This is a genomic window from Vibrio pectenicida (genome assembly GCA_024347015.1).
In the GTDB taxonomy this organism is placed as follows: domain Bacteria; phylum Pseudomonadota; class Gammaproteobacteria; order Enterobacterales; family Vibrionaceae; genus Vibrio; species Vibrio pectenicida.
Genome location: AP024889.1, coordinates 32586 through 51603, shown reverse-complemented (window position 1 = coordinate 51603; position 19018 = coordinate 32586). Strand labels below are relative to the sequence as shown.

The following is a 19018-nucleotide window of genomic DNA, read 5'->3' as shown; positions in this document are numbered from 1 at the left end:
TATAGAGTTGAAGTAAAATGCCTGATTGCGGCCTTTAAAATAAACTAGGATTGAAACATACGTATCGAATAATAAACATCAACATACCTTTTCCAAGCCTATTGTGATTAGAATTTCTAAAGTGTTTGAAGAGAGAGCCCAATCAAATACATCTTTGCTCGATGTAAGACCAATCAAAGGTAGAGTTCTCTCCACATGTGTTCTGAAAGTACTGTATTTTATATTAAGCTTTGATGAAATAACTCTGCTGTCACACCTCAAACACAGTAACGATAAGCAATCAATCTGCCTTTTAGTAAGGTTAAGACGAAGTAGTCTATTTACTGCTAGATACATATCATCTCCAAGCGCTTTTTTGGCAACGTAGGGAGCTGGTGAAATCTGCTCAACGACAGTTGATACTTGTACGTCAGCACTATATGCATGGATTTTTTGGTCAAACATAACTAGAGTTGTTGCCCCAGAATACTTGACTGGCTTACCTGTCGCAGCCACTCCTAAAAATTCTCCTAGGTGATCACCTTTAACTTCCCAGTTAATATTGACTCTGTCTTTATAGATTTGCAGTGTCTTCTCCCGATACTGTAAATTAGGAAAGCCTCTAAACCATAATGAAAAAGCATCAGATAAACTTTCACCACCAACACTTTGTTTTACTGGTGATTTAACTAACACTTGAGGTGTCAGAAAATCATTCAAGTTTTGGTGTCCACGCTCTAACCAGACATGAGACATAAAGCTTCGGGCTAGCTTACTCTTAGGATCCCTGTGATACATATTTCATCCAACTAAAATTAGAATCGATTGAGGTCCCCATACTTAAGGTAAAAATAACCTAAATATGAACCTAATACCAAAAGCCTATTGTTTCATATGAAATTAAGAATGGTAACCTTTTGTGAATGCTTTTTTAGATAAAAAAAGGCCCAAGCATATGCTTGGGCCTTAATAGTGGCGGAGAGATAGGGATTTGAACCCTAGATACGCTATTAACGTATGCCGGTTTTCAAGACCGGTGCTTTCAACCACTCAGCCATCTCTCCGTAAATTGTCACTAAAACTTAGTCTTACTTTGATGCTATGCCTTAGCTTGCGTTACGAATAGTAAATTCATAGCGCTTAATAAAAGCCTGGCGATGTCCTACTCTCACATGGGGAGACCCCACACTACCATCGGCGCTATTGTGTTTCACTTCTGAGTTCGGCATGGGTTCAGGTGGGTCCACAACGCTATGGTCGCCAAGCAAATTAGGTGACCCGCTGCGCACTCGCAACCGGTCAAAATCTGGAAAGCTGCTTACTCTTTAAAGAGCGTTCTCTACACATTCAATGTTCTACTTTGAGTCCACAACAAAACCCTTTGGGTGTTGTATGGTTAAGCCTCACGGGCAATTAGTACAGGTTAGCTCAACGCCTCACAACGCTTACACACCCTGCCTATCAACGTTCTAGTCTTGAACAACCCTTTAGGACCCTCAAGGGGTCAGGGAAGACTCATCTTAGGGCTCGCTTCCCGCTTAGATGCTTTCAGCGGTTATCGATTCCGAACTTAGCTACCGGGCAATGCCATTGGCATGACAACCCGAACACCAGAGGTTCGTCCACTCCGGTCCTCTCGTACTAGGAGCAGCCCCCTTCAATCTTCCAACGCCCACGGCAGATAGGGACCGAACTGTCTCACGACGTTCTAAACCCAGCTCGCGTACCACTTTAAATGGCGAACAGCCATACCCTTGGGACCGACTTCAGCCCCAGGATGTGATGAGCCGACATCGAGGTGCCAAACACCGCCGTCGATATGAACTCTTGGGCGGTATCAGCCTGTTATCCCCGGAGTACCTTTTATCCGTTGAGCGATGGCCCTTCCATACAGAACCACCGGATCACTATGACCTGCTTTCGCACCTGCTCGAATTGTCATTCTCGCAGTCAAGCGGGCTTATGCCATTGCACTAACCACACGATGTCCAACCGTGTTTAGCCCACCTTCGTGCTCCTCCGTTACTCTTTGGGAGGAGACCGCCCCAGTCAAACTACCCACCAGGCACTGTCCTTGACCCAGATAATGGGTCTAAGTTAGAACATCAAACATACAAGGGTGGTATTTCAAGGATGGCTCCATGCACACTGGCGTGCACATATCAAAGCCTCCCACCTATCCTACACATGTAGGCTCAATGTTCAGTGCCAAGCTGTAGTAAAGGTTCACGGGGTCTTTCCGTCTAGCCGCGGGTACACTGCATCTTCACAGCGATTTCAATTTCACTGAGTCTCGGGTGGAGACAGCGTGGCCATCATTACGCCATTCGTGCAGGTCGGAACTTACCCGACAAGGAATTTCGCTACCTTAGGACCGTTATAGTTACGGCCGCCGTTTACCGGGGCTTCGATCAAGAGCTTCGACCTAAGTCTAACCCCATCAATTAACCTTCCGGCACCGGGCAGGCGTCACACCGTATACGTCATCTTACGATTTTGCACAGTGCTGTGTTTTTAATAAACAGTTGCAGCCACCTGGTATCTGCGACTCCCGTTAGCTCCATCCGCAAGGGACTTCACCGACAAGAGCGTACCTTCTCCCGAAGTTACGGTACCATTTTGCCTAGTTCCTTCACCCGAGTTCTCTCAAGCGCCTTGGTATTCTCTACCCGACCACCTGTGTCGGTTTGGGGTACGATTTCTTACAATCTGAAGCTTAGAGGCTTTTCCTGGAAGCATGGCATCAATGACTTCACACCCGTAGGTGCTCGACGTCGTGTCTCAGCTTTGGAGAGAGCCGGATTTACCTAACTCTCAAGCCTACGCACTTGAACCTGGACAACCGTCGCCAGGCTCACCTAGCCTTCTCCGTCCCCCCATCGCAATTGTAAGAAGTACGGGAATATTAACCCGTTTCCCATCGACTACGCCTTTCGGCCTCGCCTTAGGGGTCGACTTACCCTGCCCCGATTAACGTTGGACAGGAACCCTTGGTCTTCCGGCGAGGGGGTTTTTCACCCCCTTTATCGTTACTCATGTCAGCATTCGCACTTCTGATACCTCCAGCATGCCTTACAGCACACCTTCAACGGCTTACAGAACGCTCCCCTACCCAATACAGTAAACTGTATTGCCGCAGCTTCGGTGTATAGCTTAGCCCCGTTACATCTTCCGCGCAGGCCGACTCGACTAGTGAGCTATTACGCTTTCTTTAAATGATGGCTGCTTCTAAGCCAACATCCTAGCTGTCTAAGCCTTCCCACATCGTTTCCCACTTAGCTATACTTTGGGACCTTAGCTGGCGGTCTGGGTTGTTTCCCTCTCCACGACGGACGTTAGCACCCGCCGTGTGTCTCCCGGATAGTACTTACTGGTATTCGGAGTTTGCAAAGGGTTGGTAAGTCGGGATGACCCCCTAGCCTTAACAGTGCTCTACCCCCAGTAGTATTCGTCCGAGGCTCTACCTAAATAGATTTCGGGGAGAACCAGCTATCTCCAGGTTTGATTGGCCTTTCACCCCTAGCCACAAGTCATCCGCTAATTTTTCAACATTAGTCGGTTCGGTCCTCCAGTTGATGTTACTCAACCTTCAACCTGCCCATGGCTAGATCACCTGGTTTCGGGTCTATATCCAGCAACTCGACGCCCAGTTAAGACTCGATTTCTCTACGGCTCCCCTAGATGGTTAACCTTGCTACTGAATATAAGTCGCTGACCCATTATACAAAAGGTACGCAGTCACACCACGAAGGTGCTCCTACTGCTTGTACGTACACGGTTTCAGGTTCTATTTCACTCCCCTCACAGGGGTTCTTTTCGCCTTTCCCTCACGGTACTGGTTCACTATCGGTCAGTCAGTAGTATTTAGCCTTGGAGGATGGTCCCCCCATATTCAGACAGGATATCACGTGTCCCGTCCTACTCGATTTCACTGAACACACGTCGTCGACTACGGGACTATCACCCTTTATTGTCGGCCTTTCCAGGCTGTTCGTCTAACGCGTGTAAAGCTTAAGGGCTAATCCAATTTCGCTCGCCGCTACTTTCGGAATCTCGGTTGATTTCTTTTCCTCGGGGTACTTAGATGTTTCAGTTCCCCCGGTTTGCCTCATTAACCTATGTATTCAGTTAATGATACGTGCTTATGCACGTGGGTTTCCCCATTCAGACATCCCAGACTCAAACGGTTGTTACTACCTAATCTGGGCTTATCGCAAGTTACTACGTCTTTCATCGCCTCTGACTGCCAAGGCATCCACCGTGTACGCTTAGTCACTTAACCATACAACCCCAAAGAGTCTTGCTCAGTTGGTGTTGTTAATTAAACAACCAAAGTTGCTGTCTCATTATTTGAATGAGCGAGACAGCGTTCGATTTTGCCGGACTCAAATATAAACGCCACAACGAATTGTGGTGTTTCCAAGAACACTTGAATGTGTGTTGGTACCCAATCATTCTTTCGTTAAAAAGAATCATTAGGATTTGAGAACTTTTATTTGAACAACAACCAATCACGGTTATTGTTCGTCAGCTTTCCAAATTGTTAAAGAGCGATGTATCTTCCTAGTGGAAACTACATTGTCTAAATACTATCGACGTCAATAATTACAACCACATACGTTTAACGGTGGCGGTAATAGAAATTGAAACGCAAAAATACTTAGAGAATGGTGGGCGATACCGGGCTCGAACCAGTGACCCCCTGCTTGTAAGGCAGGTGCTCTCCCAACTGAGCTAATCGCCCATCGTATCAAGAATGGTGGAGCTAAGCAGGATCGAACTGCTGACCTCCTGCGTGCAAGGCAGGCGCTCTCCCAGCTGAGCTATAGCCCCATATCTTGAGAAAATGGTGGGTCGTGCAGGATTCGAACCTGCGACCAATTGATTAAAAGTCAACTGCTCTACCAACTGAGCTAACGACCCAATGGTATCCCGTAGGGGAGTCGAACCCCTGTTACCGCCGTGAAAGGGCGGTGTCCTAGGCCTCTAGACGAACGGGACACTAAGTTGAAGATATTGGGATATCTTCTTTCTCTTAAACTACATAAACCATCAATCTGTGTGGGCACTCATCAAAAATAATCATCGTATAAGGAGGTGATCCAGCGCCAGGTTCCCCTAGCGCTACCTTGTTACGACTTCACCCCAGTCATGAACCACAAAGTGGTAAGCGTTCTCCCGAAGGTTAAACTACCTACTTCTTTTGCAGCCCACTCCCATGGTGTGACGGGCGGTGTGTACAAGGCCCGGGAACGTATTCACCGTGGCATTCTGATCCACGATTACTAGCGATTCCGACTTCATGGAGTCGAGTTGCAGACTCCAATCCGGACTACGACGCACTTTTTGGGATTCGCTCACTTTTGCAAGTTGGCCGCCCTCTGTATGCGCCATTGTAGCACGTGTGTAGCCCTACTCGTAAGGGCCATGATGACTTGACGTCGTCCCCACCTTCCTCCGGTTTATCACCGGCAGTCTCCCTGGAGTTCCCGACATTACTCGCTGGCAAACAAGGATAAGGGTTGCGCTCGTTGCGGGACTTAACCCAACATTTCACAACACGAGCTGACGACAGCCATGCAGCACCTGTCTCAGAGCTCCCGAAGGCACACCTGCGTCTCCGCTGGCTTCTCTGGATGTCAAGAGTAGGTAAGGTTCTTCGCGTTGCATCGAATTAAACCACATGCTCCACCGCTTGTGCGGGCCCCCGTCAATTCATTTGAGTTTTAATCTTGCGACCGTACTCCCCAGGCGGTCTACTTAACGCGTTAGCTCCGAAAGCCACGGCTCAAGGCCACAACCTCCAAGTAGACATCGTTTACGGCGTGGACTACCAGGGTATCTAATCCTGTTTGCTCCCCACGCTTTCGCATCTGAGTGTCAGTATCTGTCCAGGGGGCCGCCTTCGCCACTGGTATTCCTTCAGATCTCTACGCATTTCACCGCTACACCTGAAATTCTACCCCCCTCTACAGTACTCTAGATGACCAGTTTCAAATGCTATTCCGAGGTTGAGCCCCGGGCTTTCACATCTGACTTAATCATCCACCTGCATGCGCTTTACGCCCAGTAATTCCGATTAACGCTCGCACCCTCCGTATTACCGCGGCTGCTGGCACGGAGTTAGCCGGTGCTTCTTCTGCAGCTAACGTCAAATGAATGTGCTATTAACACATCCACCTTCCTCACTGCTGAAAGTACTTTACAACCCGAAGGCCTTCTTCATACACGCGGCATGGCTGCATCAGGCTTGCGCCCATTGTGCAATATTCCCCACTGCTGCCTCCCGTAGGAGTCTGGACCGTGTCTCAGTTCCAGTGTGGCTGATCATCCTCTCAGACCAGCTAGGGATCGTCGCCTTGGTGAGCCATTACCTCACCAACTAGCTAATCCCACCTGGGCATATCTTGACGCGAGAGGCCCGAAGGTCCCCCTCTTTGGCTCCCGTTCATTACAAACAAAAGCATTATGCGGTATTAGCCATCGTTTCCAATGGTTATCCCCCACATCAAGGCAATTTCCCAGGCATTACTCACCCGTCCGCCGCTCGACGCCGAAGTAGCAAGCTACTTCTCGTTTCCGCTCGACTTGCATGTGTTAGGCCTGCCGCCAGCGTTCAATCTGAGCCATGATCAAACTCTTCAATTTAAAGTTTTGATTTCCTAACTAAATAGGATTGGGCTCAATGAATACTGACTTCAAAACTAATATTTACCGCTTATTCGAAAACAAACAGAAACATGTAATTTTAAAGCTATTATCGTTCTCTTCTTAAATAAATAGGAATAGAACGATAATGAATTGACTGTGCCAAATAATGCCTTTCTACAAGAGAAAGTCGTTATTTGTATTGGTCACTCAGTTCATTGATACCTAAAGTGATTCAATAGAATCATTTTTGGATTATCATCAACGAGTGCCCACACAGATTGATAGGTTTAGTTTGTTAAAGAGCATTGTTATGAGACCAGCTCAAAACGGACGGTCATTCTAGCGATATAAAGTCGAGTGTCAAACACTTTTTAAACTTATTTTGTTAGCATTTCTGCTTAATCTAGTAGACCTGTCTGACTCGATAATTGCTACGACTTCAATTTGTCCGCATTAGCGTGTCAGCGAGGGGGCATTATAGAGATCGACTTCACATTGGCAAGCTCTTTTTCCAGTTTTTTTTTATTTTTTCATCGTTTGAGGATTTTATGTTCAAAAGTCGTCATTTTTGCTACTTTAAACTCCCTTATATACTACCAATCTCATTAGATAAGGATTAAAAATGAGTCCCTTACGCAGCTATAAAGATATCAGCCCACAATTAGGACAAAGAGTCTACGTAGATAACAGCTCTGTTCTGGTTGGCGATATTCGCATCGGCAATGATTCTAGTATCTGGCCTTTTGTTGCCGCTAGAGGAGACGTCAACCACATCCATATCGGTGAGCGAACTAATATACAAGACGGAAGCGTGCTGCACGTAACGCATAAAAACCAGGAAAACCCTGATGGCTTTCCATTACTCATAGGTAATGATGTCACCATAGGACATAAAGTAATGCTGCATGGTTGTATAATCCAAGACAGAGTATTAGTCGGCATGGGAGCCACTGTCTTAGACGGCGCTTTGATAGAAACCGACGTAATGATAGGAGCAGGAAGCTTAGTTCCCCCAGGGAAAGTACTTGAAAGCGGGTTTCTGTATGTTGGAAGTCCAGTCAAACAAGCACGCCTACTGAATGATAAAGAACGTGCTTTTCTACAAAAATCTGCGAATAACTATGTACAAAATAAAGAAGACTATCTTCATAAGGTAGAAGGTATCAGCTCGCCACTTCAACCATCCCCTGATCATTAAAAGCCTCATCCTCTATTAACTGCTCAGTTAGCTCTTCAATATCAAAGCGCAACATAGAGAAAGCCTCTAGAATTTGTTGTTCACCATTAAGAGAGCACCCAGCAATGCTCTCTAGTACCTTTTTGCTGATCTGGCACTGAATAAGAGCTCCCGAGCGCTGCGCTGAAAATAACACAGCCTGTTTATCTTCGTCCCATGAATGAATATCAGAAAACAAAATCGATTGATTCATGAAACATCCTCAAGGTGACTTTTGAGCGTATCAAGCACCGTTTGTACTTCTGGTCTAATCCCACGCCAAAGAAAGAAACTTTCCGCAGCTTGGCCAACTAGCATCCCTAAACCATCAAAAACAGAGGTGGTACCATTGTCCAGTGCCCATTGGTTGAAAGACGTATTACCTCGACCATACATCATATCGTAAGCCACGCTGTATGTAGAAAAAATATCAGCCGAGATAGTCGGTATATCACCAGTTAAACTGGCAGAGGTTGAATTGATAATTACATCATAAGCATCCGATACCGCACTCATTTCCTGTGCAACAACCCCACCATAAGGCTGAAATATTTCTGCTAATTTTTGAGCTTTGCTATATGTGCGGTTAGTTATAACAATTTCAGCAGGATTATGCTCAAGAAGTGGCTTAATAACGCCTCTAGTAGCACCTCCGGCACCAATAAGCAAAACTCGCGAATCTTCTAACGTTACATCACACCGCAGTAAATCTTGAACAAGCCCTTCTCCATCGGTATTGTCGCCCAATATTTGCCCACAGGAGAGTTTTTTGAGTGTATTTACTGCACCAGCAAGCTGAGCTCGCTCCGTTAATTGAGTCGCCAAACGAAACGCTTGCTCCTTAAAAGGTACAGTGACATTACATCCATTTCCTCCTTTTGAAAAAAAGGCTTTTACTGCCGCCTCAAAGCCATCAATAGGTGCCTGCTCTGCTGTATATGTCATTGGTTGTTTGGTTTGCTGCGCAAACAAGGTGTGAATAAATGGTGATTTACTCTGATTGATTGGGTTGCCAAAAACGGCATAGCACGCGCTCTGCTCAGTCATGTCCTTACCTATTAAACACAAAAGGGTCATTGTTGAACAACGACCCTACCACTAACAATATTCAGAAGAAAGCCCTACCAATCTCTTGGCTTGAGGTAATGCTGATAGAGATCGGCTTCATGGCTGCCCTCTTTAACCTGATAGCCGTATTCCCAACGAGCCAGCGGCGGCATGGACATCAAAATAGACTCAGTACGACCACCACTTTGTAAACCAAATAAGGTTCCTCGATCAAAAACCAAATTAAACTCTACATAGCGACCACGGCGATATAACTGGAACTGACGCTCTCGCTCACCAAAATCAGTATCTTTACGCCGCTCAACTATTGGCAGGTATGCTTGAGTAAAACCTTCACCGACAGCCTTTATATAAGACAAGCATTTATCAAACTCCCAATGATTAAGATCATCAAAAAACAATCCTCCGACTCCGCGAGTTTCATTACGGTGCGGAAGATAGAAATACTTGTCACACCAAGCTTTGTGCTCGGGGTATACCTCATTGCCAAAGGGTGCACAGACTTCCTTAGCTGTATTGTGCCAATACTGTGCATCCTCTTCAAAAGGATAAAAAGGCGTTAAATCAAACCCTCCGCCAAACCACCATATAGGTTCTTCACCCTCTTTTTCAGCCACGAAAAATCGCACATTGGCATGTGATGTAGGCACATAAGGGTTATTCGGATGCATAACCAAAGAGACACCCATCGCCTCAAAACGGCGACCGGCCAGCTCTGGGCGATGGGCAGTTGCAGATGCGGGCATTTCTTTACCTTCAACATGAGAAAAATTCACCCCACCTTGCTCAAAAACTGCCCCTTCTGTCATTACACGTGTTCGACCACCGCCACCCAGTTTCTCTCCAGGCTCTCGGCTCCAAGCATCCTCTTTAAACTTGGCTCGTCCGTCCTTTAGCTCTAACTGCTGACAAATTGAGTCTTGTAGCTCAATTAAAAAATGTTTTACTGCTTGCTTATCGATGGCTGACATATCTTTCACTTCCTTCTCAGGATTACCCTTGCCTCAATACTTTAGATGTTTTGGCGTCACGAATCTCACTCGGTCTATCTCTTCCACCTGTTTCACCAACTAAGATCACGGCTAAATGCTCTCCAAGTTGACGCTCGACCTCTTGGCTTGTCAAGCAAGCAGGTTTGCCAGTCAAATTTGCACTCGTCGAGGTTAGCGGCTTCCCAAAATCATTACACATTTTTTGGACCAAAGGATGATCGGTAACACGTACAGCAATCGAATCAAACTGACCGCAGACCAAACTAGATACTTTATCACTACACGGCATTATCCATGTTACCGCTCCTGGCCAAGTTCGATGCACTTTCCTAAGCTGATCTTGAGTAAGCTGCGACTCATCGATATAAGGTAGTAACTGTTGATAGCTAGCAGCAATCAGAATCAAGCCTTTCTCAACTGGTCTTTGCTTTAGCTCAAGTAGTTTCTTAATGGCTTCTGGATTATCAGGATCACAACCAACACCAAATACACCTTCGGTTGGGTAGGCGATAACCTCACCATTATTCAGAGCCAATAATACCTGCTCAAAATTATCCACTAATTCTTTCCTGTCTGATTTTGCATTTGAAGAGTTAAAGTTTACAAACATTCACTAGCTAAGACTAAAGCTATTTGATAACAAATTACACCAATTGACATTAAAAACAGGCGCAAACGTTTGCTTGAGTTGAGAATCCTCGTATAATGCTGGCAAGTTTATCTACTCACCAATAAGAGTTGAATTAAGGAGTTGAAGATGAAAGTCGGTATCATCATGGGTTCTAAGTCTGACTGGCCAACCATGAAACTGGCCGCAGAAATGCTGGATCAGTTTGGCATAGAATATGAAACAAAAGTAGTATCGGCTCATCGCACACCACAGCTTCTCGCGGATTATGCTAACAGTGCTAAACAACGAGGCTTGAAAGTCATCATCGCAGGAGCTGGCGGCGCCGCCCACTTACCTGGTATGGCCGCCGCATTCACAAGCCTTCCTGTCTTAGGAGTACCTGTTCAATCACGAACTTTGAAAGGTATGGACTCTTTATTGTCGATTGTACAAATGCCTAAAGGTATTGCAGTGGGTACTCTCGCCATTGGCGAGGCTGGTGCAGCTAATGCTGGTATTCTTGCCGCACAAATCATCGGTACTCACGATGAAACAGTAATGGCAAAAGTTGAAGCATTTCGCGACCAGCAGACTGAGACCGTCTTAGCAAACCCCAACCCAGAAGAGGATTAACCCATGCAGGTGTTAGTGCTTGGTGCAGGTCAATTAGCACGCATGATGTCTTTGGCTGGCGCGCCACTTAATATAAGTGTTATTGCTTATGATGTTGGTAATGAAACGATTGTTCATCCACTGACACAAGCTCAAATTGGTAAAGGGCTAACTAATGCCATAGAGCAAGCGGACGTTATTACTGCTGAATTTGAACACATTCCCCATTCAATCTTAGATGAATGCCAAGCAAGCGGAAAACTTTTTCCATCAGCAGAAGCAATAAAATGTGGCGGCGATAGGCGCATAGAAAAAACACTTTTGGATAGGGCCCAAGTCCGCAGCGCTAAATACCATATCATCAAAACACAACAAGATTTTACAGCGGCAATTCATAAGGTTGGGCTTCCTATGGTGCTAAAAAGTGCACAGGGTGGCTATGACGGAAAAGGTCAGTGGCGACTGAAAAATAATGATCAGATTGAGTCTATCTGGAATGAGATGAAAGCCTGTCTTGAATCAGATGACAACCAAGCAATTGTCGCTGAAGAATTTGTACCCTTTCAACGTGAAGTATCATTAATTGGTGCTCGCGGAAAAGATGGCTCAATTAAGGTCTACCCAATAGCAGAGAATATTCACACTGACGGCGTACTCAGCATTTCAACTGCCATTGCCGATAATAATTTGCAGCAACAAGCAGAAAATATGTTTATCTCTATAGCTAACGAGCTCAACTATTTTGGTGTATTGGCACTAGAGTTCTTCGATCTAGACGGCACTTTATTAGTCAATGAAATTGCACCGCGTGTACACAATTCAGGGCACTGGACACAGCAAGGCGCTGAAACATGTCAGTTTGAAAACCACCTTCGTGCAGTTTGCGGAATGCCTCTTGGTAGTACCAAACTCATAAGAGAAACCTCCATGATTAATATACTTGGTGAAGATAGCTTACCATCAGGAGTACTTGAACTAGATGGTTGCTACATTCACTGGTATAACAAAGAAAAACGCTCTGGACGTAAGATGGGGCATATTAACGTATGTGGTGATTACACTGGCGAGCTGCAACGTAAGCTATCTAACTTAGCAAAGATCCTAGACTCTGATACCTTCCCTGCTGTTCAAGAGTGGATTAAAATTAGAGAGTTAGGTTAATCATTTAAAAGCGGCGCTACATATAGCGCCGTTTCTATCTTTCGCTTTGAGTTTGAATATAGCCACACTTACGGTTAGCGCATTGAAGTTTATGTCCAGAAGCGTGCTTTTTTTCAATCAAAATAGGAAATTCGCACTTTTCACACATGCCATTGACTGGCGGCTGGTTAACGATGAATTTGCACTTAGGATAATGATCACATGCAAAAAAAATTTTACCAAACCGATTTTTCCTTTCAACTAACAAACCCTTACTGCACTCAGGGCAAGAAACCTTAGACTGGGCGGAAGACTCATGTGTTTCTTCGGGTGACTCAGCATAAGTGCACTGCGGGTAGCCACTGCAGCCAATAAACATACCATAGCGCCCCTGACGCAAGACTAACTCTTGGCCACATTCGGAGCACGGCACTCCTAATTCTTTAACAATATGACCATCGTTTTGATGTAAGGGCTGAATGTAATCACAACTAGGATACAGGCTACAGCCAAGAAAAGCGCCGTGTTTACCATGACGAAGTTGCAACTCTCCCAAGCGTTGCTCTGACTGACATAAAGGACACGCCTTACCTTCTAAAGCATGCTCATGAGCAGAAAACAGCTGATGATCGATTTTACCACTCATAGGTTTAATGAAGGATACCTTGCTCTTTGGTATACAAAAGCTCTTCCATCAAAGTGTACGCATTCTCATTTCCTGGCACATTAAACAACACCATGAGAACAATCCACTTTAAATCATCCAGCTCAAACTCATCAGTTTCTAATCCCATAATACGATCAACCACCATTTCACGGGTTTCCGTAGTCAACACATTAACTTGCTCAAGGAATGTCAAAAAACCTCGCGATTCTATATTAAGTCTCTGACATTCTTTTTTGGTATAAATACGTGTTGATGTTGAGGTACTACAAATTGAAATTGCCGCATGCGTTTCGCTCTGTTGTAATGCCGCCAATTCTTCGAGCCAAACAAGAGCTTTGTAAATGTCTTTCTGATGAAATCCAGCACGAAGTAACTCATCTTCTAGTTCATCTTGATTGACCTGTAACTCCGCATCGCTATGGATGTAAGTTTCAAACAGATACATTAAAATATCCATCATCATAGCTCGCCCCTCCCCTTTCGAATATAGCCACCGGAAACTGCAACAACGTGCCCTAAGAGTTCAAGCTCTAAAAGCTGCATCATGACATCTTGAACAGGTATATTGGTCCTGTTTGCAAGAATATCAACTGGTATAGCCTTATTACCTACGTTAGCTAACAGCTGAGAAAATGGCAATTCTTCTTTGCAATCAATTTGTTCAAATGCTTCCTCTGCCGCTTTGGAGGGATAAAAATCAGACCAACGTATCAAACATTCCATTTCATCCATAATGTCAGAAACCTGTTGAACTAAACATGCGCCTTGCTTTATCAATAAATTACACCCTCTCGCATGCGGGTGGTAGATTGAACCAGGTATTGCAAAGACCTCACGTCCTTGCTCTATTGCATAGCGAGCAGTTATCAGCGAACCACTTTTTTCAGCCGCTTCAACCACTAAAACGCCCAAAGACAAGCCACTAATTATTCGATTTCGGCGGGGAAAGTTTTCTGCCTTAGGCTTTACATTAGGATGAAATTCAGACACTAAAGCCCCCTGCTGCACTATTCTTTGCGCCAATTTTTTATGGCGAGCTGGATAGACACTACCCAAGCCGCAACCCAAAACAGCAACGGTTTCTCCTCCTGCTTGCAAAGCACCATCATGCGCATAACCATCCACTCCTAAGGCCATACCACTGGTGATCGTCAAAGCGTGCTTAGATAATTGATTGGAAAAGTCCCTTGCAAGATTAAGACCTTCAATACTCGCACTTCGGCTGCCGACAATAGCAATTTGTGGCTGCAATAAACTTTCCACCTTACCTTCCAAAAATATTACTGGCGGAGCAGAGTCCACCAGCTTGAGCTGCGCAGGATACTTAGCATCATTAAAAGTTAAAAGACTCCTAGTACGTTCTGCCTGCTGCCATTCAAAACACTCATCAACATCTTTAGAGGCTTTATTATTCAAATAATGAATTTGCCGAGAATTAAAGCCTAACGCAGCTAAAGCTTGTGGTGAAGATTGAGTGATGTTGGATGGTGAGTCCAAAGCAACAATCTGCTGGAAGGTCTTAGGGCCGATTCTTGGCGTAAAGTACAGACTCAACCAAGCTCTGAGTTCATCACATGTATTTGGGGAATGGTTCAGGGTATCACCTCTTAACTCTTTTGGCGTGACACAAGGATCAAGCTCAACTCAGCACACGCATCAGGTAGGAATAGCGAATTAACCGCTACTGAAACTAAGCAATCTTTTAATTCAGGAAAAACAGTAAAAAGCAATAACGATGCTGTCATTTAGGTGGTAAAATGTCTAGAATTGGCCCAATAAAGTTTATCCTGATTCAGCTCAGTTCAATATTTCGAGTGTATATGTCTGTATTACAAGTATTAACATTTCCAGATGATCGCCTTCGCACTGTAGCCAAGCCAGTAGAGCAGGTGACACCTGAAATCCAAAAGCTCGTCGATGACATGATTGAAACCATGTACGACGAAGAAGGTATTGGCCTTGCCGCCACCCAAGTTGATGTCCACCAACGCGTAGTCGTGATTGATATTTCAGAAACTCGTGACCAACCCATGGTCTTGATTAACCCTGAAATTCTTGAAAAACGAGGGCAGGACGGTATAGAAGAGGGCTGCTTATCGGTCCCGGGCGCGAGAGCACTCGTACCACGAGCTGCTGAAGTTACTGTCAAAGCCCTTGATCGAGATGGCAAAGAATACACATTTGAAGCAGATGAACTGCTCGCAATCTGTGTTCAACATGAACTTGATCACTTACAAGGCAAACTGTTTGTCGATTACCTATCGCCTTTAAAGCGCAAACGTATCCAAGACAAGCTAGCGAAAATCAAACGTTTCAACGAAAAAAGCGCCAGTAAAGCCTAATGACCAAGTAAAGGAACCGACTTTGAGCAAACCTTTAAAGATAGTTTTTGCAGGCACTCCCGACTTCGCCGCCCGTCATTTGGCGGCGTTGTTGTCTTCGCCGCATCAAGTTGTAGCGGTATACACTCAGCCTGATCGCCCCGCGGGGCGTGGCAAAAAGATTACCGCGAGCCCAGTCAAAACTTTAGCGCTAGAACATGATATCCCAGTATATCAGCCTCAGAACTTCAAGTCTGAGCAAGCCAAGCAAGATTTAGCCAATATAAACGCTGACCTTATGGTGGTTGTAGCTTATGGGCTACTACTGCCTCAAGCAGTACTCGACATTCCCACGCTGGGCTGTGTGAATGTGCATGGCTCTATCTTACCTAGATGGCGAGGAGCTGCACCTATCCAACGCTCTATTTGGGCAGGTGACAAACAAACGGGCGTGACCATTATGCAAATGGACATAGGCTTAGATACAGGAGATATGCTAAAGATTGCTACTCTTCCTATCGACCGAAAGGACACCAGCGCCTCAATGTACCAAAAACTAGCAGAGCTGGGACCAAAAGCTTTGACTGAGTGCCTTGCTGATATAGCCAATGGTTCAGCCACACCCGAAAAACAAAATAACTGTAAAGCAAACTATGCTGAAAAGTTAAGCAAGCAAGAAGCTCACATTCAGTGGAATGATAGTGCAGAACATATTGAGCGATGCGTACGAGCGTTCAATCCTTGGCCTATAAGTCACTTTGTAGCAGCCGATAAAAGCATTAAAGTATGGCAAAGCCGAGTGATTGAGCAACAAACAAATCAAGCACCAGGAATCATACTTCAAGCAGACAAGACTGGAATTTATGTATCAACTGGTAAAGACGTCCTTGTTCTGGAACAGATCCAAATACCTGGAAAAAAGGCCATGTCAATTCAAGATATTCTTAATTCGCGTGCCGATTGGTTTGAAGTCGGCACTCAGCTGACTTAACTTATACGTACTTTTTGAGGGTGGAGACACCCTCCCTTACTGTTAAGGTAATTTACATGAATGTTCGCGCTGCCGCGGCTAATGTCCTTTTCCAAGTCGTCGACAAAGGTCAGTCTCTTTCCAATGCACTCCCTTTAGCTCAACAGCAAATTAAGCCTCGCGATCAGGCTCTACTACAAGAGATATGTTACGGAACATTACGTTACCTTCCTCGCCTTGAATCGATAGCTAATGAGCTTATGGATAAACCGCTCAAGGGAAAACAACGCGTTTTCCATCACTTGATTTTAGTCGGTATTTATCAGTTGAGCTTTATGCGCATTCCTGCTCATGCTGCAGTAGGCGAAACTGTTGAAGGGACCAAGACGCTTAAAGGCCCTCGTCTTCGTGGGTTAATCAATGCTGTGTTACGTAACTATCAGCGTAAGCAAGAAGAACTAGATGCCTATGCCGTAAGTCACAATGCTGGCAAATATACTCACCCAAACTGGCTACTCTCACTACTTCAAAATGCCTACCCGCAGCAATGGCAAAGCATCGTTGAAGCTAATAACAGCAAAGCTCCCATGTGGCTGAGGGTCAATTATCAGCACCATAACCGTGATGAATACCAGAAAATACTCAAAGACAGCGATATAGATAGCCACCCTCATAGTGAGGCTAATGATGCACTAAGGCTAGCAACCCCATGTGATGTCTCTCAATTACCAGGTTTTGACAAGGGTTGGGTATCGGTACAAGATGCCGCAGCACAGCTCTCACTAAATTATCTAACCCCAAAAGATGGTGAGCTTGTTCTCGATTGCTGCGCAGCACCGGGAGGAAAAACCGCACATATCCTTGAGCGAACCCAAAGTGCTAAGGTCGTCGCAATCGACTGTGATGAACACCGCCTTAAGCGTGTTTATGACAATCTAAATCGTCTGCAATTAAAAGCCCAGGTGATCTGTGGGGATGCACGTCAACCGCAAGATTGGTGGCAAGGGGAACAATTTGACCGTATCTTGCTAGACGCTCCTTGTTCTGCCACTGGTGTTATTCGTCGCCACCCTGATATTAAATGGCTACGTCGCAGTGAAGACATTGCTGCATTAACCCAATTACAAAGCGAAATTCTTGATGTTATGTGGCAACAATTAAAACCAGGCGGTACGCTGGTTTATGCAACGTGCTCGATAGCTCCACAAGAAAATAGTGAACAGATAAAGGCGTTTCTATCTCGCACCCAAGAGGCTCAATTGGAAGGCTCACAAGCAGATAAACCTGGACGTCAAATTCTTCCCGGTGAGGAAGATATGGATGGTTTTTATTATGCCATCCTAAAGAAAGCTCATAATAATTAGAGGCTGACAGTCTTTTCAACTTTGGTTAAACAGGAAACGCTATGAAAATCATCATTCTTGGTGCAGGTCAAGTAGGCGGTACACTGGCTGAAAATCTGGTTGGTGAAAATAATGATATCACCATTGTCGACAGAAACAGTGACCGATTACGTGAACTTCAGGATAAGTATGATTTGCGAGTCGTCAATGGCTATGCCAGCCACCCAGACGTACTACGTGAAGCAGGTGCTCAAGATGCCGACATGTTGGTCGCTGTGACTAATATGGACGAAACCAATATGGCAGCCTGCCAGGTAGCCTTCTCTTTGTTTAATACTCCCAACCGTATTGCTCGTATTCGTTCCCCACAATATTTACTCGAAAAAGAAGCCCTATTTCAATCAGGTGCTGTTCCTGTCGACCACTTAATCGCCCCTGAAGAATTGGTTACTAGTTATATTGAACGCCTGATCCAATACCCTGGGGCTCTTCAAGTCGTCAGTTTTGCCGACCAAAAAGTTAGCTTGGTTGCGGTTAAAGCTTATTATGGAGGTCCTCTCGTAGGTAACGCATTATCTGCTCTACGTGAACATATGCCTCATATTGACACTCGAGTAGCGGCCATATTCCGTCAAGGGCGTCCTATTAGACCGCAAGGCACTACCATTATTGAGGCCGACGACGAAGTCTTTTTCGTCGCCGCAAGTAATCACATTCGCTCAGTAATGAGTGAGTTACAACGTCTTGAAAAGCCGTATCGACGAATTATGATTGTGGGAGGGGGGAACATAGGGGCAGGCCTCGCCAAACGTCTTGAGCAGTCTTATAGCGTCAAACTTATCGAACGCAGTTACCCACGAGCAGAGAAACTGTCAGAAGAGTTGGAAAATACTATAGTTTTTTGCGGTGATGCCGCGGATCAAGAGTTACTACTAGAAGAAAATATCGACCAAGTCGATGTGTTCATTGCACTCACTAACGAAGATGAAACCAACATTATGTCTGCCATGTTAGCCAAACGAATGGGTGCTAAAAAAGTCATGGTACTTATTCAGCGCGGAGCATATGTTGATTTGGTACAAGGTGGGGTTATTGATGTCGCGATATCACCACAACAAGCCACCATTTCAGCCCTACTTACCCATGTTCGTCGAGCCGATATTGTTAATGTATCTTCCCTGCGTCGTGGTGCTGCCGAAGCAATCGAAGCAATCGCTCATGGGGATGAAACAACCTCTAAAGTTGTCGGTCGAGCCATTGGTGACATAAAACTTCCTCCAGCAACAACTATCGGAGCCATTGTACGAGGTGATGAAGTATTGATTGCTCATGACCGTACCATCATCGAACAAGATGATCATGTGGTCATGTTTTTGGTTAACAAGAAATATGTTGCCGATGTAGAGGCTCTATTCCAACCGAGTCCTTTTTTCCTTTAGGTTTGACATT

General features: G+C 45.2%; 15 protein-coding genes, 5 tRNA genes and 3 rRNA genes. 7 read left to right on the top strand and 16 right to left on the bottom strand.

The annotated features are described in order from the left end of the window. Window positions 1-78 precede the first annotated feature (78 nt). From OCV27_RS00260 to OCV27_RS00220, 9 genes are all read right to left on the bottom strand, one after another. Complete coding sequence (locus OCV27_RS00260) at window positions 79-777, bottom strand: ester cyclase (protein ID WP_125319539.1); 699 nt, start codon at window positions 775-777, stop codon at window positions 79-81. Window positions 778-952: 175 nt separating this feature from the next. After that, window positions 953-1043, bottom strand: a tRNA-Ser gene (locus tag OCV27_RS00255). An 85-nt stretch (window positions 1044-1128) separates the two neighbouring features. Next, window positions 1129-1244: ribosomal RNA gene (rrf, locus tag OCV27_RS00250) — 5S ribosomal RNA — on the bottom strand. A gap of 127 nt (window positions 1245-1371) precedes the next feature. Further along, window positions 1372-4261 (bottom strand): 23S ribosomal RNA (locus tag OCV27_RS00245). 386 nt (window positions 4262-4647) lie between these two features. Continuing rightward, window positions 4648-4723: transfer RNA gene (locus tag OCV27_RS00240), tRNA-Val, on the bottom strand. A 13-nt stretch (window positions 4724-4736) separates the two neighbouring features. Further along, window positions 4737-4812: transfer RNA gene (locus OCV27_RS00235), tRNA-Ala, on the bottom strand. Window positions 4813-4826: 14 nt separating this feature from the next. Beyond that, a tRNA-Lys gene (locus tag OCV27_RS00230) sits at window positions 4827-4902 on the bottom strand. Window positions 4903-4904: 2 nt separating this feature from the next. After that, window positions 4905-4980: transfer RNA gene (locus tag OCV27_RS00225), tRNA-Glu, on the bottom strand. Window positions 4981-5069: 89 nt separating this feature from the next. Then, a 16S ribosomal RNA gene (locus OCV27_RS00220) occupies window positions 5070-6627 on the bottom strand. Together the 16S, 23S and 5S rRNA genes with 5 tRNA genes alongside form the textbook arrangement of a ribosomal RNA operon. A 625-nt stretch (window positions 6628-7252) precedes the next feature. Between OCV27_RS00220 and OCV27_RS00215 the strand changes: the two genes are divergently transcribed. Further along, window positions 7253-7828 carry a gamma carbonic anhydrase family protein gene (locus OCV27_RS00215; protein WP_125319609.1) on the top strand — a complete coding sequence of 192 codons (576 nt, stop codon included), beginning with the start codon at window positions 7253-7255 and terminating at the stop codon, window positions 7826-7828. Here the strand turns inward: OCV27_RS00215 and OCV27_RS00210 are convergent. The 4 genes from OCV27_RS00210 to tsaC all read right to left on the bottom strand — a co-directional run bounded on the left by OCV27_RS00210 (window position 7794) and on the right by tsaC (window position 10465). Next, on the bottom strand, window positions 7794-8060 hold the full coding sequence (locus OCV27_RS00210) for a DUF1488 family protein (protein WP_125319608.1): 267 nt from the start codon (window positions 8058-8060) through the stop codon (window positions 7794-7796). The genes OCV27_RS00215 and OCV27_RS00210 overlap by 35 nt on opposite strands. Then, window positions 8057-8893 (bottom strand): shikimate dehydrogenase, encoded by an 837-nt coding sequence (gene aroE / locus OCV27_RS00205; RefSeq protein WP_125319607.1) that lies wholly within the window; start codon window positions 8891-8893, stop codon window positions 8057-8059. The genes OCV27_RS00210 and aroE overlap by 4 nt, the downstream gene beginning before the upstream one ends. A gap of 74 nt (window positions 8894-8967) precedes the next feature. Further along, on the bottom strand, window positions 8968-9885 hold the full coding sequence (hemF, locus tag OCV27_RS00200) for an oxygen-dependent coproporphyrinogen oxidase (protein WP_125319606.1): 918 nt from the start codon (window positions 9883-9885) through the stop codon (window positions 8968-8970). A 22-nt stretch (window positions 9886-9907) separates the two neighbouring features. Continuing rightward, window positions 9908-10465, bottom strand: a complete 558-nt coding sequence (tsaC, locus tag OCV27_RS00195) for an L-threonylcarbamoyladenylate synthase type 1 TsaC (protein ID WP_125319605.1) — start codon at window positions 10463-10465, stop codon at window positions 9908-9910. 198 nt (window positions 10466-10663) lie between these two features. On the opposite strand from tsaC, the gene purE reads away from it, so the two are divergent. Both purE and OCV27_RS00185 read left to right on the top strand, forming a co-directional pair. Beyond that, window positions 10664-11149 (top strand): 5-(carboxyamino)imidazole ribonucleotide mutase, encoded by a 486-nt coding sequence (gene purE, locus OCV27_RS00190; RefSeq protein ID WP_125319604.1) that lies wholly within the window; start codon window positions 10664-10666, stop codon window positions 11147-11149. A gap of 3 nt (window positions 11150-11152) precedes the next feature. Then, the gene (locus OCV27_RS00185) at window positions 11153-12289 is read left to right on the top strand and encodes a 5-(carboxyamino)imidazole ribonucleotide synthase (protein ID WP_125319603.1); all 1137 of its coding nucleotides are present in this window, start codon (window positions 11153-11155) and stop codon (window positions 12287-12289) included. A gap of 34 nt (window positions 12290-12323) precedes the next feature. Here OCV27_RS00185 and OCV27_RS00180 read toward each other — a convergent pair whose 3' ends face one another. The 3 genes from OCV27_RS00180 to dprA are packed head-to-tail and all read right to left on the bottom strand — an operon-like array spanning window position 12324 to window position 14489. Next, entirely contained in the window at window positions 12324-12914 is a 591-nt protein-coding gene (locus OCV27_RS00180; RefSeq protein WP_125319602.1) for a DNA topoisomerase family protein, read from the bottom strand. 4 nt (window positions 12915-12918) lie between these two features. Then, the gene (locus OCV27_RS00175) at window positions 12919-13398 is read right to left on the bottom strand and encodes a DUF494 family protein (RefSeq protein WP_125319601.1); all 480 of its coding nucleotides are present in this window, start codon (window positions 13396-13398) and stop codon (window positions 12919-12921) included. After that, a complete protein-coding gene (gene dprA / locus OCV27_RS00170) occupies window positions 13395-14489 on the bottom strand; it encodes a DNA-processing protein DprA (protein ID WP_245986630.1) in 1095 nt (364 codons plus the stop codon). The genes OCV27_RS00175 and dprA overlap by 4 nt, the downstream gene beginning before the upstream one ends. Before the next feature lie 266 nt (window positions 14490-14755). Between dprA and def the strand changes: the two genes are divergently transcribed. The 4 genes from def to trkA are packed head-to-tail and all read left to right on the top strand — an operon-like array spanning window position 14756 to window position 19008. After that, window positions 14756-15277, top strand: a complete 522-nt coding sequence (def, locus tag OCV27_RS00165; protein ID WP_125319613.1) for a peptide deformylase — start codon at window positions 14756-14758, stop codon at window positions 15275-15277. A gap of 22 nt (window positions 15278-15299) precedes the next feature. After that, the gene (gene fmt, locus OCV27_RS00160; protein WP_125319599.1) at window positions 15300-16247 is read left to right on the top strand and encodes a methionyl-tRNA formyltransferase; all 948 of its coding nucleotides are present in this window, start codon (window positions 15300-15302) and stop codon (window positions 16245-16247) included. Window positions 16248-16303: 56 nt separating this feature from the next. Further along, window positions 16304-17590 (top strand): 16S rRNA (cytosine(967)-C(5))-methyltransferase RsmB, encoded by a 1287-nt coding sequence (gene rsmB / locus OCV27_RS00155; protein ID WP_125319598.1) that lies wholly within the window; start codon window positions 16304-16306, stop codon window positions 17588-17590. A gap of 41 nt (window positions 17591-17631) precedes the next feature. Next, window positions 17632-19008 (top strand): Trk system potassium transporter TrkA, encoded by a 1377-nt coding sequence (gene trkA, locus OCV27_RS00150; RefSeq protein WP_125319597.1) that lies wholly within the window; start codon window positions 17632-17634, stop codon window positions 19006-19008. The last annotated feature ends 10 nt before the right edge of the window (window positions 19009-19018 follow it).